We start from the raw sequence: 15,689 nt of genomic DNA, 5'->3' as shown, positions 1-15,689 counted from the left end.
TTTAAGTCCTCCCTATTCCTATTTTTGAATTACGCCCTTTTTGAGCAAGTGCATCATCTATTTTTCCGACCATGCGGTCGATGTCACGATCATCCCTTACTGAAGGATTATAAATATTAATTACAGTTGGTTCAGTAGACATTGTTGCTGCAATCCCTTCACCAATCTCACCTAATGTCTTTTTATTCAACGGTAAAACTGCTTCTCGCCCCGCTTCTCCTGCACCTTGCAACTGACCATTACTCATACCGAAAATGGTAGGTCTAGTAAAGATACCTCCTTTTGCACGCCATTGCACATCGATCCCAGATGGGAAAGTAATGTCTTTACCCAAAATATTTTTCGTACTAGTCTGCAGACTAAAGTGTGGCATTTTAGGCATTTCCGGTTTCGGAATCTTTAATTTCAAATCACTGAAAAACCCTTTGATTTTATCAATGAATCCCTTTACTTTATCTACCGCATCTTTTATCGGATCAACGATAAATCTCTTTGCTGCATCAAATTTTTCTTGCGCTGCATTCTTTACAGAATCAAATTTTTCCCGTGCCGTATTGTACATATCATTGAACTTCTCTTTTGCAGAATTATAAGCTGAAATCACTGGATCAATAATATATTTATAAACTAGATTCCATGCCGTAAGTGTATAAGATTGGATTTTGGCCCAATTACCTAGTATCCAATTCGCTAAATCATTCAATTTTTCTTTCGTTGCATTCCACAATTCCTGAACAGGCTGAATGACATATTGTTTTACTAGATTCCATGCTGCAGAAGTATATGATTTAACTGTTTCCCATTGCGAATTTAGCCAAGAGACTAAATCGCCAAACTTTTCTTTAACCCAATCCCATGCTTCTTGAACAGGTTGAGTAATATATTGTTTAAATAAGCCCCAAGCAACTTGTGCAGCAGCCTTTATAAGTTCCCACTGCGTACTAAGCCATGTGACTAATTCACCAATTTTCGCACTTATCCAATCATACGCTTCCTGGATCGGCTGTATAATATATTGAGATATTGCCGCCCAAGCAATTTGTGCCCCTGCTTGAATGAGTAGCCAACCTGCTTCTAAAACTGTGGAGACTGCTGAAATAATCGGATCTAAAACTGTGAGTATTGTATCCCATGTTTCTTGCCAAGCTGTCGTTAATTGATCCCAAATAGAAGTTGCCGTTTCAACAATACCCGTCCACAATCCACTGAAAAATTCACCTAAAGGAGACAATATACTATCTGCTAATTCAATGAATGAAGACCACGATTCTGAAAAATAATCAGTAATACCTGTCCATATTTCCGATGCCGTATCAGAAATTCCAGTCCATAGATCAGTAAAAAATTGACCGATAGGTTCAAAGAACTCATTGACCATATTTAAAAAATCCGACCAGGCTCCAGAAAAGAAATCAACTGTGGATGACCAAGCATCTTCACAGGTTTGAACTATGCTATCCCACAATTCACCAAACCAATCTTTAAATTGGGACCATTTTTCAGAAAGCCAATCCGTTATGGCACCCCAGTTTTTTATTAACATGATAATACCAGTTATCACTAAGGAAACTGCTGCAATGGTAGCTATCACAGGTAAAAACGCCAGATTCAACGCACCAAATGAAACAGCTAGAGCTGCTACAATTGGGGTTAAAATAATAAACGCCGTACTCAGTGCACCCATCACGATTAAAAGCGTTTGATCGGCTTCGGACAATTTGCTAAACCAATCCATTACAGCTTTAACTCCATCAACAATTGGGGGCAAAATATCTTTAGCTAATTCTGCAAATTTCTTTCCAAGTGGTTCTAACGCAGCCTGCGTTTCTCTTAATGCTTTTTGAAATTGCTGCCCCAAAGATTCTTCCTGAAGTTTCTTCATTTCATCCATACGTCCAGTTACATCACCAAGACCACCATGTACATCGTTTAGGCTTAGCACCGCTTCAGCACCCATGTCTTCCCATTTGGTACCAAATAAAGCAACACCAATCTGGTTTGCCTTTACTTTATCATCCATCTTTTGAAGATCGCCTAACACAGCATTAAATACATCCGCTGCGGTTCCCTTACCTTCATTGAATGACTTCCATACTTTTTGTGTCTCTTCAGATAAATCGCCGAATCCTTCTGATACACCTTTCGAACCATCTTGTACACGAATACCGAATTCCTTCACCAAGTCATTGATATAGTCTAAGTTATACGAACCGCTTTTTGTTCCATTTGCTAAAATCGTAAACATTTCTTGAGCACTAAAACCACCTTGTTTGAATAAAGGTGCATATTCAGAGAGGTTATCAAATAACTCATCCGAATAATTTAAACCTTCTTGAGCACCGGCAGCAAGTAAATCAAATGTTTCTTGTGTAGATAAACCAAATTGACTCATCAACTGCCCTGCACCACGAGTCGCTTCGTTTAAATCAACATCATAAACCTTAGCTAAGGTTAAAACGTTTTCCGATGCACCTTGTAATTCTTCATGTGGAACATCGCGCATATTTTGATAAACTTTTATAAGCGCATTATCTACCTCTTCAAGATTTTCACCAAAACCTTTTTTCCATGTATCAACAGCAATCTTTTGAAGATTTTCGGCACCTTTTCCGGTCAACCCTAATGAAGCTTGAATTTTCCTCTGCGATCCATCAAACTCTATTGCTGTATTTACAATTGACTTTCCCATTTCAATCATTTTTTCGGATATTCCTTGTAGAACTTCAGCGGCTTCCATTAAATTGTTCATATCAAGTTTCTTATTAATTTCCGCCATACCATCCGCCGCTTGTGAACCACTCCGCCCAACACTCTGTAAGGAGTTTTCAAATTGCTTTAATGTCGTTTTTGCTTGGTTTAATTTAGCCTCAAGTTGCTGCACTTCGGTAGAATTCTCACCATACACACGCTTTGCTGCACTTAATTGTTGTTCTAAGTTGTGGACGACCCTATCAGTCATTTCCATTTGCTGGCGTAGTTGTTTCTGCGCTAATTCCAACTTATCAGCTTCACTAGCGTTTGCTCCTAATTCAGCATTCTGAAGTTTAAAAGAGCTTGTTAGTTTCTTTTGTTCTGCTTCAAGTTTCTTAGAATTCTCTTGTAAATCCAGTAAAGTTCCGCGTGCTTCCCTCGCTTCAATTGCTTGCTCAGAAAGACCTTCATTCACTCTTTTCATTGCATTATCAAGAGAAGTTTCAGCACGTTCTGCATCAAGCAACTTCCCGTACATTTTATTGAGTTGTTCGGCGGTTGTACTTGTGTCCTTGGACATAGCTTGATATTCAGCACGTAACATAGCTGTACGTTTCTTGGCTGCTTCCATTTGAATTTCAAGCTTCTTCTTTTCAGCAAGAAGTTTATCAGTCATTGTCGCATCTTGGCCCATTGCTGCAATATGATTTTTATATTCTTTCGCTGCATTATTCATAACCATATTGATTTGTTTCAATGTATTTGCATACTGAACTTGGCCATCCATTTTAAAATTAAGAACAACGTTTCTTTCTTTACTATTCCCAGGCATTTTCTCACCTCATTTCTTATAGGAATGGCGTTTGATCTAGCGTGTAGATCTGTTTCGTTTTCTGCTCATGTAATGCATCCGGATTGTTGTATCTGAGATGCATAATGAATTGTTTTAAAAAATGTGCAGGTGTGATTTTCCAGAAGTCACCCATACTCAAACCAAGCAATGTATTACCGACATAAAAATAAAAATCCCAGTCCAATTCGGACTGAGATTCCTCGTTTTTAGTCAGTATGTTTTTTACTTTTTTTCTTGCTTCAGCTTCTCCATATCAGAAGTTTGGAAAGTTTGGCCACTGAAAATTTCGTATACAACGATGAAGATATCAGGTAAATCATTCATAGGAATGGCACCTTTCAATTCAGCTAATGTACATTCTGTACCGCCGCTACGTACCATCGCATAAATTAATGCACGCATCAATTTCGCTTCATTTTCTCCCAGGCTAAATTGACCTTTTCCTAACATATCATTCATTTCTTTTTCAAATTCATGATAAGGTGTTCCATACGCCTCTTCCACATAAGGAAAAGATTCAAAAGTAAAAACAACAGGGATTGTAACACCCTGTATTTTAATACTATTTCTAGTTATATTAACGTTAACTAAATCACTTAAACGTGCCATACTATCACTCCTTATTTCCCTGGCGTCGATGTTCCACCAAGTTGTGTTAATTGAGATTCATCACAAATGACTTGTTTTAAGAAATCTTCAGCTTTAATTCCTTTTGCCTCTGGATCACCAGTATCTAATTCAGCTTGTGTTACATCATTAAATAACAATGGATCTGCTGTAATTGTGTAAGCAATATCATCCACCGTCATTTCATCACCTTGTGTTTTCCAAGATTCTTCTACTGGAGCAACCGTACATTTTGGATACCAACGTAATATTTTTGTTCCATCATTTAAAGGAAATACAACACCTACTGCGAACTTTGGATATGCCTTCGCCTTCGCTGTTTCAAAAGACACACCTTTTTTACGTGTTTTAGCAAAGATTTTATCTTTTACTTCACGATTTAGACCAGCAAGATTAAAAGCTAATCCAAACGCTGTATTTTTGACAATGTTAATAATTTTTTTGTTAGATGCCCACTTTGTAAAATTAGTAGAAGTAGTGGAAATCGTTAAATCAGAAATATTCGTTTGTCTATAAACGATATCCTCATAAGTTGGCAGTGCACTAGAAGTTTCATTTCCCTTCATCAAGCACAGATATAAATCTTCAATCCCTACCGAATATTGAATTTCTTTATTTTCAACTGTCATGTATATCATCCTCACATTCTATCAATTATTTTTTGTGCCATAATATCAGCAATTTTGTCACCTTCTGCATCAAAGGTATTCTGAACAAAGTGTTTTCCTTTCACACGTCCCTTACCATTTGCTTTTTTATGGCCATGTTCAACTAAGTACCAATACCAGGCCTCATCTTTAAACTCCACAGATACACGATCATCTTTTACAACAACCTTTAGACTATCTCTTAAATGTGTCCGCTTGTTTTTACTAGATGCTTTAATTTTTGGTTTTAATTTACTCGCAAAATACTTCGCTGCTTCGTCCAATACATCCAGTTCGACCTTTTTATTCACACGTAATAGCGTATTAATATCTTCTAAAGCTTCAGCAAAACCATTGTTATTTGAAGCCATTACTGGATACACCTCACATACGTTATAAACTGCGTGATAGTGTCGTCATTCTCGTCATAACCCATTCCATCAAATTGAGAATAAGACACGCCTGCTTCATTAAAAACAGCCTTTAATGGCTCGTAATCTTTTTCAGTTCCATTTGTAATGACTGCAATTTGATAAAGCGACATATCTTTTAGGACCTTATTAGAAGCTCTTTTATGTTGCTCATTCACAAATTCATACACAATGTAAGGATAACTTGCTGTTGTAGGTGCACTATCACGATAAACTGGTATACCAGATTTCTTCATGATGTCTCGTAACTCTTGAAAGCTAATTTGCATAGGACAATGACACCTCCATCAATCGGTCTTCTTCACGTACATAAATACGCTCAATATCATAGATACGGCCACCAACTTTTACACGGTAATCCTTTTGGTTGTTTTCAATATCACGATCAATACGAACTTCAATTTTCTTTACAATTTCATTCGTATCTTTCGTTGTAAATTTATCAGTGGCCGTAACTCCAATGTTGTTATAACGAAGTGTCCGTTCTAAAGGATAGCCCATAACAACTCGGTCATTTTCCGGATCAATGGTCTCTCCTAATTTAAGTAGCTCGCCCATCCATTTGAGTTTATTCGTCTTTCTCTTCATCGGCATAAACCTCCTGGACAAAGAACGGTGTTAAAGCATCAAGTGCCTGTTCTAATTCTTTTTCAGAGACTCTGTAATCATAGATAAGACCAGCGACAATAATAATTAAATACTCGGTCTGTTTGCCTGTCGCATTCTTTACATAAGTCTTTGCTTGATCAATATAAAAAGAGAGCAAAGAATCATCCATGCCCTCTTCCCAATGAATATGAGATTTTAATTTCTCAATTAAGTCATTCATAACCTATTTACCTTCAGTTGTAGCTTGCACTTCAAAACGATACACAGCTGGCTCAAATGGAGAATAAACTAATTGGCCATCTAATAAGTTGTAAATTTGGAATCCAACTTTGTTTGTACCAGCAAATTTTTCAATCAATTTTTGTAATTCCATAGCGCCAATTACATCTTGAATATGGAACGCTGAAATATCACCAAAATATAAAACTGGAACATCTGGTTTTCCTTTTACGTCTGCCGCATCAGTAAAGTCCACAGGATAGCCAATAAGCGTATTTCCAATACCACCTTCTACTTGTGTCATTGGACGTAGTAATGGGAATCCATCAGTTGTTTTCATTTTTTCAATTGCTGTTAATGCTGCACGGTTAATAATCCAACGTCCTTTTTTCATTACTTCTGTAACAGGTGTATTTTTCATTTCAACTAATGCATCATACATTAATTGCCCTGCATCTTTTGCTTTTAAATCAACTGGATTAGAAGGCTTAAACGCTACCGCTTTTTTTGCTAACGCACCTGGATTTTCATTACCTACATCATCACCATTGAACATGTAATTAATTTCTTTACGAACATAAGCCTTTTTCAGCTCGTCCACAACGATTTGCTCAATTGGAGCACCTGTCATTTTTAATAACTTTTTAGTAACAGTAGCAAGTGCATCAAATTCAGCTGGATCAAGTAAAACTTCATCGAATTCAATATCTGTTGCTACGATTTCATCATTATCTTTACGTTCCTTCTTACGTACATTTGCATCTGCTTTCTTAACAAGAACAGGATATTTCATATCACCTGCTGTTTTATGAACTGAACCATATTTACGTAGTAAGTTCTCTTCTTGAGCATACGTGATAATTTCAGAAGCAATTACTTCCGGAATAGTTACTGATCCATTCCCAGCTTCAATACCAAGTGAACGAGCTTCAGCTTCACTAATTCGACCAACTACAAAATTAGCAAACGCTGAACGAATTTCTTTTTCTTTCTTTTTAGTAGTTTTATGACCTCGAGTAGAAAGACCTGTTGCAATAGCTGCCATTGCTGATTGACGTTGTTCTGCTGTTAAACCAGTTCTATTTTCTCCGCCCTCAGGATTTCCAGTACGACCTTCTCCACCTTCACCAGAACCTTCAGTACCAGATTCCCCAGTACCTTCTTCATTATCTTCGTTTCCTTCTTCACCTCCACCATCATCTTCAAGGTTTGCTAAAGCATCTGCAACTTCTTGTAATTGCTTGTTAATTTCATCGATTTCTTCTTGAATTGCCGGTAAATCTTCTGCACGTAATTCAGGATTTTCAACTTGTGTACGTAATTCTACTAATCTTTCATTGCTTCGTTTTTGTAATGCTAATAATAATTGTCTGTTCATTTTACTTTTCCCCCAGGATTTGATTTATTTGTTTGATCATTTTCATTCGTTGCTCTATTTCTTTACCAATCTCTTTGCTGCGGACTAAAGATACTTCCGTATCGTCATAAGCTGGTATTGAAACAACCGATATTTCATACAATTCTACTTCTTTAATGGTCCTTAATGCTGGTTCAACATTGTAATCCCAGTTCTCTTCTGTTATCCAAAAACCAAATGAGCACTGGTTAATATCACCCCTGGACATACTTTCTGCTAAATCTCGACCAACAGATGTATTAGGTAATTCAATTTCGAATTTAAGCCCTTTTTCATCCTCCTCTAGTCTCAATGTACCGCTTTTTGTTCTACCCAGGACATTATCCCAGTTGTGATTGAATAACGCTCTGATATCACCATTCTCAGAGAGAGAACGAGCAAACGCTCCATGCTCAATAACTTCATCAAACCATCCACCAATAGTTGTTTTTGAATTAAATACAGCTGCATAACCAGTTATCTTGGAAGGTTGTTCTTCCGTAGCATCCCTGGTACTTAATTTGGTGATGTCAAATGTCCGTGTTTCCTTTGTCTTTGCCATTTCCATCACCCCCCTTCAGTGAATTATCTGTAGCTTGTTTCTCACCAATTTTTGATAAGTCATTCGAAATATAAATTGCTTGTGATTCAGGTGTATTTTGCATGGGGAACCCAAGCATATCTGCAACATTATCTGGCGATGTAATACCAGTTCGAACAATGTTGTAAGCAATGTTTGTTTTCATGCTATAAGTAACGAAATCAAGAATATTAATCTTGAATTTGATACGTTTGTCCGAATTTTTCCCGAAAAAAAGAAGACTCAAATGGTCTTCAAAATTTTTCATTATTGGTCTAACTGCCTTGTTATGCAAATACATCATTGCTTGCTCGAGGTCTTCCTTAATCAAGGCCGTATAAGTGTCCACATTTACGCCTAAAAACTTACCTAAATCCTTTTTATATACATTTAGATAGGCCAGTGTCTTTTCATCGTCTAGCGGGCTTTTAAGCGTTTCTATTGAGTACCCTTTTCCTAGTGGAATCATTTTAACTGACCTTGCATCATCGATGGATTCCAGTTGATCTAAAATCTTTTTAATTAATTTGGACTGTGCACCGTTCTGTGGATTAATATGAGCATCTAACTTAAGTAAAAATGCTAGTAATCCACCTTTTTTATACTTGTCAGTTAAAGTTTTCTCAGCCGACATCACACCTTCAAGCGTATCTTTGCCCAAATCAAGAATACCTTTTCCTTTTAGATGATCAGCACCAATATTTTTCACATGACGAATCATGAATGATGGAATTTCTTCTCCGTTTACTTTAAAATGTTCTATCAATTTATCATCCAATTCTGTATAAACATTAGATGCTAAATGTAATCGGTCACCATCCAAAACTGGGAAGACCTCACCTTGAAGCAAATAAGTATTAGTCATTAATTTAATGAACTCAGACTGTGTAAGATAATTGTTTGGATTCTTTAAAACTTTAAGAGCTGAATCATTTTTAATTTCCTTACCGTCTTTGTCTTCCACAACAATCTCAGCCAACATCATTTGATTACTTATATCTTGTAGCAATTCATAAACATCGCTAGATTCCAAGATATGATCATCGCCTGCATATCTACCACCATAACGAACAACGTTATTGAAAATATCTTCAAACAAACCGCGCTTTTCAGCCTGTCTAATTAAAAAATTTGAAAACCTATTCCTTAAACCCACTTTCTCACCGCCTTTCTATTTATATATGCTTATATTTTTCTTTTAAATTAATAATATGGTAAAATCACCCTAATAAGGAGGTGATAGTATGGCTGTTTATGCGGTAACTTATGATTTACATAAACCAGGTCAAGATTACGAAAAGCTTCATGAACAATTAAAGTCTTATCGAAATTATTCCAAACGATTTGAATCATTTTGGCTAATCGATGCTTCTCAATCAGCCTCAGAAATTAGAGATGATTTAAAGAAGGTTGTTGATGAAAATGATACAGTTTTTGTTATTGAAGTAAAAAAACATTGGGCTGGACTTAATCTTGCTGACGGTATGGTAAATTGGTTAAGACACGATAATAGATCATTTTAATTACTCTGTTCGTCACTTGATTTAGGCTCAAGTAGTCCTTCATAATAATAGTGTTCATATGGTAGGCCTTGAACTTTATGAAGTCCTATCTTCAATAAACACCAATCAGGAAATTGCGTCGTCGTGTGCTGAACGGCGACCTCTCTTCCTAATTTAATTAATTGATTTCTTATATTTTCTACTTGCTTTTTATTTTTCATTTCTCATTCACTCCTTATCTATAAATATCATCTAAATATTCATCGTAATCTTCATCTGGAACAGCGTCTTCCATCATATTTAATGTTTCTTTATGGCCAATTAACATCGCCACAAAACCATCGATATGCTCCGGTGATTTACGTTTAGATGGTGTCTTTAAATTATTAATATTAGTTATTACTTTTGCATTGCTTGCACAATAAATTAATAATTGATTATCAGTTTTAATTCGGTCCTGAAGCAATAAAATTTCAAAATCATCAAATGGTTCATTCATATGGGTTGGATACTGCGGAACTTCAACACATTGAATACCAAGCATTTCCCACTTCTCAACAAGCTTTTCAGCAAGCGCTGGATCATAATTAATTTGACGTAAATCAAAGTTCTCAAATACCCATTCAACGTACTGATTGACCATTTCTTCATCCACCGTTTTACCAGGACAAATTGTAACAAATCCTTTTTTAGCTAATTCCCGATATGGAACATTTCTTTGCTGTTCTTTATCTTCAATTCCAAACTCCGGAATAAAATACATTTGTTTTACTTTTAACAATGAAAGACCTTCATCATCGTATGTTGGAATATTTAACGATACGCAAGTTAAATCGGTACGTCTTGATAAATCCACACCGATAACACAAGTTAACCCTTCAATATCTCCTAAATCATCAACAAGCATTTTATCCAATTGGTCTTTATCGAAGTATGTTTCAGCATAGTTAACAAATACATCTAAATGCTTTGATAAGAATTCTGCCTTATTAAAGCTGTTGTTTTGAGCTTCTTTAAATGCATTTTCAAGAAACTCCATGTTAACTGATACATCCATGTTCGGGTTAACCATTCGCCAAACATCACGATCTTCCCAATCAAACTTTTTATTCGGCTCATAGATCATCATGAACCAAGAATCGTCTTTATCTTTATCCATAACTTCTTTTGCATAAGTATAAATTTGAGTTCCAAGTGAGCCGGTATTCTTCCCTGCTGTGGAAGTGATGATGTTGAGTGGTTCTTCCTGGGCAATTTGGGCTGAACGTAAATTATCGTATTGTTCACGGTCCATTTGAGCATGAACTTCATCAAAATAATTGATATACGGGTTTTTACCTTCGTTACCTGCGTTATCTTTTGTAAGAACCTTGATTACATTTGCATATTTAATGTCATCTTCCACAAATGTGTACTTAATTGACTTAATCGTATCTTCTTTACCTTTGTAGATACGCGTATCCGGACGTAAATCAGGACTATTTTCAATCGTTAAAGCAATTGGCCCGGCTGCATTTTGACATTGTTCAAAAGTATTAGCGGAAATATAACAATCAGCGCCTTTTACACCTTCTCCGTACATCGCATAAATGACTGGTGAGCCGCCCATAATTGTTTTTCCGTTTTTCTTTGGAACCTGCAAATAAGCCGTACGAATTACTCGCACCGCTTTACCATCTTCATTATATTTTTGCCATCCATAAATGTTAGCAAAGTAAAATTTTTGCCACGACTCTAAAATTAATGGCTGTCCTGCCCATTTTCCTTTTGCGTGTTTTAAGAATGTTTCTGTGAAATAAATCATCGCATTTGCTTTTTCAACATCAAACCAAATATCTTTTCGTTTCTTCCATTTCTTATATCGTTTGATTGCCAATTTAATAGAATCAGGATATAAGTGTGGGGCTGCATCTACTTCCGAAACGAATATATCAGCGTAATTTGTTTCAAAATCAATCATCGACTTTTCATCTTTCTAAACTGCAATAATTTGTTGTTATCGTTAAGCTCCGTGGATTCTTTTTCAGCTTTTCCTTTTTCGAGAAGAACCCCACTTTTTTTAAGTAAATCTTTGTTCTTCCCATCCAGTCCTAATTGCCCCAAATACTTCGCTTTTTGTTTGGACCAAACTTCAACTTGTTGAGCCAATGGATGCTTTGATTCTTTCACATCACCATTTACATTCTTTGTTTTTTGGACAGTTGGGAAGTTTAAATTCTTCCAAAGTCCATATTTGACACTGTATATCTCAACTGCATCAAGATAAACTTCAATCAATGGATCAAGCGCTGGCGAATAAGTTCCGGCTTCAACCAAAACATCCATAATACGCTGCGCTTCTAATTCTTTTTTCTTTTCAGCTTCAATTACGACCTTCGATTTTCTGGCCATTCCTTAAATCACCACCTAAAAAAAACGAATTTTTTTCAAAAAACCATTTTGAGGTGCGCGTTTGCACCCCCACTCCCTATCCCCCCATAAGGCCAGAGTTTCTTTTTTCGATAGGGGGGCTTATAGTTTCCAGTCGAACTTTTTCTTTTCCTGGTATTTTTCATTTGTTTCTCTTTCTACAATCGGATGACACTTAGAACAAAGTGTATCGATATTATCCGGATCTAATCTTAATGAAGGATTGATTTTAATCGGAACAATATGATGATGATGTGCTTGCTTACCAAACACGAACCTTCCACATCGTTGACACAATCCTTTATCTCTTTGATAACAGAATGACTTCAAATCTTGCCATGCTTTTGTACGATAGAATGATCTGTTCTTTGAATAGACAACTGTCTTCTTCTGTTTACGTTTATGATTGAGACAGTATCGTCCTTTATCGATTAATGTCTTACAGCCTTGCTCAGCACAGTACTTCATGATAGTAACTTAATAATATCTTCTTTCTTTTTAACATCGGCTGGGATCTCAACATCAATCGATGCAGCATGATCACGTAATTCTTTTACTGTCATATCATCTAAAGATAGTTCATCTACTTTAACGTCAACTACTTTATCATCAGCAAACTTAGCAATCATACTTTCAGGATTTTTAGTCACTTCGAATCCTGGTTCTTCACCAGTTGGAACAAATAGACTTCGCTTTTCTTTGTTATCCCAATACTCTGTACCAGATATTGTTTTTCTAATTTCAGTAATCATTTACTTAACACCACCTATATAATTTTTACATAATAAAAGAGCAACCGTGCACCAGTTGCCCTTTCGTCAATTTCTTATGTTATTACTATAATCGATATTTTCAAGAGTTTCGATTCACTTTAGGAGTGAACCTAAATGATACCTTCTCGTTCTACGAATTTAATCAACCGAATTATTTCAGCATGTTTCTTTTTTATATGACTAGAACTATAACTAATTTCTTCAGCTATTTGTTCCAATGTCATACCGTCTACATATTTCATTTTAAGGATTTTATTATCTAAACCTCTGAACTTGCTAATTAACTTTTTGAGTTTATACATATCATTCATCTTATGTGCTAATTCATATTCAATTGCTTCAATACGTTCCTCTACCTTTGCACCTTCTGATTCAGCAGTTAAACGCACCTCTCGCAAATCACCACTGATCCAGCGTTTTAATTCAGCTTTTGTTTTATCTAAGTTGTAATTTAAGTACTCAATATCTTCTTCTAATTTCTGATAGTCTTTCAGCCAGTCAAAAATGATGATTCACCTACCTTTTTAGAGTAAAATGCGTAACCTACTGTAACCCCCTGTAACCGCCTTGAACCCTTGATACAATTGGATTCATAGTGTTTTTAAAACATCACGGTTACGCATTTACCCCCTAAATTTCTTTTATATATTTATCTTTTTATTTTTCAACTATATATTTTAAAAGAAAGTGATTTTCACTGTAACCCTGTAACCGCACCTCTTAAACCCTTGATATGACTAGGTTTGAACGGTTACAGGTATCTGTAACTGGTTACGCATTTCACTGTAACCGAGGTTCACTTTTACCATATATTAGTGAAAGTATAGTGTTTTTCGTGACCAAAAACGGTCAAATACCCTATGTTTTTGACCGAAAAAAGTCACGGACGTAAAAATTATTCACTAATAAAGATTCTTTTACTTTTGCCGTCTACTTTTTGAACATGTGATTTATAACCAAATAATTGTGTTACTTGCTTACTAAAGTTCACGTTACTAACTGATTGAAAACCATTTTCCGCACAATACACTTTATACTGTAGATAAACATCACCCACTACAGCACGTTCCAATTCAACGTCCTCATTATTTACAAAACTAATAATCGGATTGTTTTCCTCTTGATATTTAATCAATTCAGCTTCAACCGCTTTTGATTTCGTAAATTTCTTTTCAACAAGTAATCGTTTCAAACTTTTTAACGCTAGATTCAATACATATTGCATTGATTCATCACTAAGTAGCTTATCAGTAATAAAAGGATCATAATCATCATCGTTCGGTGTAAACTTCGCTTTAAACGGAACGATCTGAAGCCTTCTCCCTAACCCATCACTAAAATCGTTAATCCGCGGCATTTCATTTGCACTAAAGATTAGTTTTGCGTAATTCGTAAAGTCGAATGGATCCTTACCCTTTCTTTCTACGTTTAATGTTTCACCAGTAGAAAGCTTTTTAAATATCGAAGATTCTTTGATATACCCTTTACCAATATCATCACCAATGTTTGCTAACTTCCCAAATAACTCAGCAGTTTTAAAACGCTGGTCCAACTCGTTCAAATCTAATGACGATGCATTATCTGAACCTATTAATTTACGAATGATTTTCAAATACGATGATTTACCATTACTACCATCACCAGTAAGAATAAACGTTGCCGCAAACTCATTCCTCCGGAATAAAATATATCCAAGAATCTCTTCTAAAATGGCCCGAATCTTTTTGTCATTCACAGCTATTTTATTAAATGTTTTATCAGTTACCTCATAATAAGCACCCGGAATATATGCAACAGGTATTTTATTACGTGTGATAATTTCAGGTGTAAAATCTTCTAGTTGCCACGTTTCTAAATTAAATACGCCATTTTTAACAACTACATATTTGGTAGAGGCGAAATTTTTATTTTTTGCCTTTAACTGTAGATAAGCAATTGTTTCTTGTCGTTGCATTCTCTTCAACGCTGGAATGTGACGAATCATCGCTTCTTCAATGTCTTCTTGCTTGTCCGAATACACACCATCTTTATAGATGTGAAGAACATTAGTGACTTTGCAAATGTGATGTTCATTGATCAAGAAATCACCGAACTTTTCATGTTGGAAGGAACCCTTTATATAAAAGGACTCCTTCATGAATGCTTCATCACGTAAGATTACATTTAGTTCACCTTGTGTAACTGGTTCTTCTAAAATGTAGTTATTTATAATAGAAATGGTCTCTTTAATATCATTTTTAGCCATTCCTTGTGACTGCAGTTTTAAAATGTAAGTGAATAATTTATCATTACGTCCATCACCTTCACCCATTTTGGTAAGGTTCGGATTTTTCTTGTTGTATGGATATAACCAACTTGGTAATGAATCATGCTCCGTACATTTTCTTAACCATTTACGAGTTTTACCATCAATCTTGAGTGGATCAGCGGTGTTCTTAATACCTAATTTATAATCACAAAGAATACCAATATTGGAGAACCATTTTATTTTATTGGCCGTTATATCATATCCTTTGAAATAAAAATGCATGCCGTTTGTCGTTTCCAATACGGAACAATTAATGTTCTTATCTTCGATAATGTCTAATAATGTTTCAGCTTCAGCTATATCATCGACATCGACCATGATATATTCATCATCCAGAATGCCAACAAATGAATCTTCTTTTCTTGCTGTATGATAGGATAATAGTTTTGCCCCATCTTTAAACTTACTTGCAGCATGTTTCCCATTACCTTTTAAATAACCCTTGTACATGTTCATCACCTACTTTCGCAATACAATAACTGTTGCACCTACTTACTTTGTAATGTTCCATCCTGAATCATTTTTAGTAACTCATTTAACGCATCTAACCAGCCTTTTTTATAGAAATAACTTTCCGCATCCTTTGGAGGAAACTTTTCCATTACTTCTATTCTAGTTTTAAGAAACTCTTCATCAAATTTCAT

Annotated in this window: 19 protein-coding genes; 1 reads left to right on the top strand and 18 read right to left on the bottom strand. The window is 35.6% G+C overall.

Annotated elements, in window-relative coordinates; genetic code table 11:
• Position 1: 1 nt before the first annotated feature.
• The 10 genes from MRP26_RS26600 to MRP26_RS26555 form a co-directional block, all read right to left on the bottom strand.
• Positions 2–3,523, bottom strand: coding sequence for a phage tail tape measure protein (locus MRP26_RS26600; protein WP_242807108.1), 3,522 nt, complete (start codon positions 3,521–3,523; stop codon positions 2–4).
• A gap of 243 nt (positions 3,524–3,766) precedes the next feature.
• Complete coding sequence (locus tag MRP26_RS26595; protein ID WP_000113348.1) at positions 3,767–4,153, bottom strand: hypothetical protein; 387 nt, start codon at positions 4,151–4,153, stop codon at positions 3,767–3,769.
• An 11-nt stretch (positions 4,154–4,164) separates the two neighbouring features.
• Positions 4,165–4,800 carry a major tail protein gene (locus MRP26_RS26590; protein WP_000215489.1) on the bottom strand — a complete coding sequence of 212 codons (636 nt, stop codon included), beginning with the start codon at positions 4,798–4,800 and terminating at the stop codon, positions 4,165–4,167.
• A gap of 11 nt (positions 4,801–4,811) precedes the next feature.
• Positions 4,812–5,189, bottom strand: coding sequence for an HK97-gp10 family putative phage morphogenesis protein (locus tag MRP26_RS26585; protein WP_000157916.1), 378 nt, complete (start codon positions 5,187–5,189; stop codon positions 4,812–4,814).
• Positions 5,189–5,518, bottom strand: coding sequence for a hypothetical protein (locus tag MRP26_RS26580; RefSeq protein WP_242807107.1), 330 nt, complete (start codon positions 5,516–5,518; stop codon positions 5,189–5,191). The genes MRP26_RS26585 and MRP26_RS26580 overlap by 1 nt, the downstream gene beginning before the upstream one ends.
• The gene (locus tag MRP26_RS26575) at positions 5,508–5,837 is read right to left on the bottom strand and encodes a head-tail adaptor protein (RefSeq protein ID WP_426966037.1); all 330 of its coding nucleotides are present in this window, start codon (positions 5,835–5,837) and stop codon (positions 5,508–5,510) included. The genes MRP26_RS26580 and MRP26_RS26575 overlap by 11 nt, the downstream gene beginning before the upstream one ends.
• Complete coding sequence (locus MRP26_RS26570; RefSeq protein ID WP_042596659.1) at positions 5,818–6,078, bottom strand: head-tail connector protein; 261 nt, start codon at positions 6,076–6,078, stop codon at positions 5,818–5,820. The genes MRP26_RS26575 and MRP26_RS26570 overlap by 20 nt, the downstream gene beginning before the upstream one ends.
• Positions 6,079–6,081: 3 nt before the next feature.
• The gene (locus MRP26_RS26565) at positions 6,082–7,455 is read right to left on the bottom strand and encodes a phage major capsid protein (RefSeq protein WP_242807103.1); all 1,374 of its coding nucleotides are present in this window, start codon (positions 7,453–7,455) and stop codon (positions 6,082–6,084) included.
• Between the two features lies 1 nt (position 7,456).
• Positions 7,457–8,035: an HK97 family phage prohead protease gene (locus MRP26_RS26560; RefSeq protein WP_242807101.1), complete on the bottom strand. Its 579-nt coding sequence runs from the start codon at positions 8,033–8,035 to the stop codon at positions 7,457–7,459.
• The gene (locus MRP26_RS26555) at positions 8,004–9,209 is read right to left on the bottom strand and encodes a phage portal protein (RefSeq protein WP_242807099.1); all 1,206 of its coding nucleotides are present in this window, start codon (positions 9,207–9,209) and stop codon (positions 8,004–8,006) included. Before MRP26_RS26555 ends, MRP26_RS26560 begins: the two co-directional genes overlap by 32 nt.
• Positions 9,210–9,297: 88 nt before the next feature.
• Between MRP26_RS26555 and MRP26_RS26550 the strand changes: the two genes are divergently transcribed.
• Entirely contained in the window at positions 9,298–9,576 is a 279-nt protein-coding gene (locus MRP26_RS26550) for a hypothetical protein (RefSeq protein ID WP_079245954.1), read from the top strand.
• Here MRP26_RS26550 and MRP26_RS26545 read toward each other — a convergent pair.
• From MRP26_RS26545 to MRP26_RS26510, 8 genes are all read right to left on the bottom strand, one after another.
• Positions 9,573–9,776: a hypothetical protein gene (locus MRP26_RS26545; protein WP_079245955.1), complete on the bottom strand. Its 204-nt coding sequence runs from the start codon at positions 9,774–9,776 to the stop codon at positions 9,573–9,575. The two genes, MRP26_RS26550 and MRP26_RS26545, sit on opposite strands and share 4 nt — an antisense overlap.
• A 14-nt stretch (positions 9,777–9,790) precedes the next feature.
• Positions 9,791–11,515: a terminase large subunit gene (locus MRP26_RS26540; RefSeq protein ID WP_242807097.1), complete on the bottom strand. Its 1,725-nt coding sequence runs from the start codon at positions 11,513–11,515 to the stop codon at positions 9,791–9,793.
• Positions 11,512–11,946: a P27 family phage terminase small subunit gene (locus MRP26_RS26535; protein WP_242807095.1), complete on the bottom strand. Its 435-nt coding sequence runs from the start codon at positions 11,944–11,946 to the stop codon at positions 11,512–11,514. Before MRP26_RS26535 ends, MRP26_RS26540 begins: the two co-directional genes overlap by 4 nt.
• A 120-nt stretch (positions 11,947–12,066) precedes the next feature.
• A complete protein-coding gene (locus tag MRP26_RS26530; RefSeq protein WP_000872542.1) occupies positions 12,067–12,432 on the bottom strand; it encodes an HNH endonuclease in 366 nt (121 codons plus the stop codon).
• The gene (locus MRP26_RS26525; protein ID WP_242807093.1) at positions 12,429–12,716 is read right to left on the bottom strand and encodes a hypothetical protein; all 288 of its coding nucleotides are present in this window, start codon (positions 12,714–12,716) and stop codon (positions 12,429–12,431) included. Before MRP26_RS26525 ends, MRP26_RS26530 begins: the two co-directional genes overlap by 4 nt.
• A gap of 131 nt (positions 12,717–12,847) precedes the next feature.
• Positions 12,848–13,243 (bottom strand): hypothetical protein, encoded by a 396-nt coding sequence (locus MRP26_RS26520; RefSeq protein WP_098558383.1) that lies wholly within the window; start codon positions 13,241–13,243, stop codon positions 12,848–12,850.
• Between the two features lie 389 nt (positions 13,244–13,632).
• Positions 13,633–15,495: a DNA primase family protein gene (locus MRP26_RS26515; protein ID WP_242807091.1), complete on the bottom strand. Its 1,863-nt coding sequence runs from the start codon at positions 15,493–15,495 to the stop codon at positions 13,633–13,635.
• A 38-nt stretch (positions 15,496–15,533) separates the two neighbouring features.
• On the bottom strand, positions 15,534–15,689 hold the full coding sequence (locus MRP26_RS26510; RefSeq protein WP_172107512.1) for a hypothetical protein: 156 nt from the start codon (positions 15,687–15,689) through the stop codon (positions 15,534–15,536).

Source organism: Bacillus sp. CCB-MMP212, from assembly GCF_022748145.1.
Classification (GTDB): Bacteria; Bacillota; Bacilli; order Bacillales; family Bacillaceae_G; genus Bacillus_A; species Bacillus_A cereus.
The sequence above is the reverse complement of the archived record's forward strand: the minus strand, read 5'-3'. Positions and strand labels throughout refer to the sequence as shown.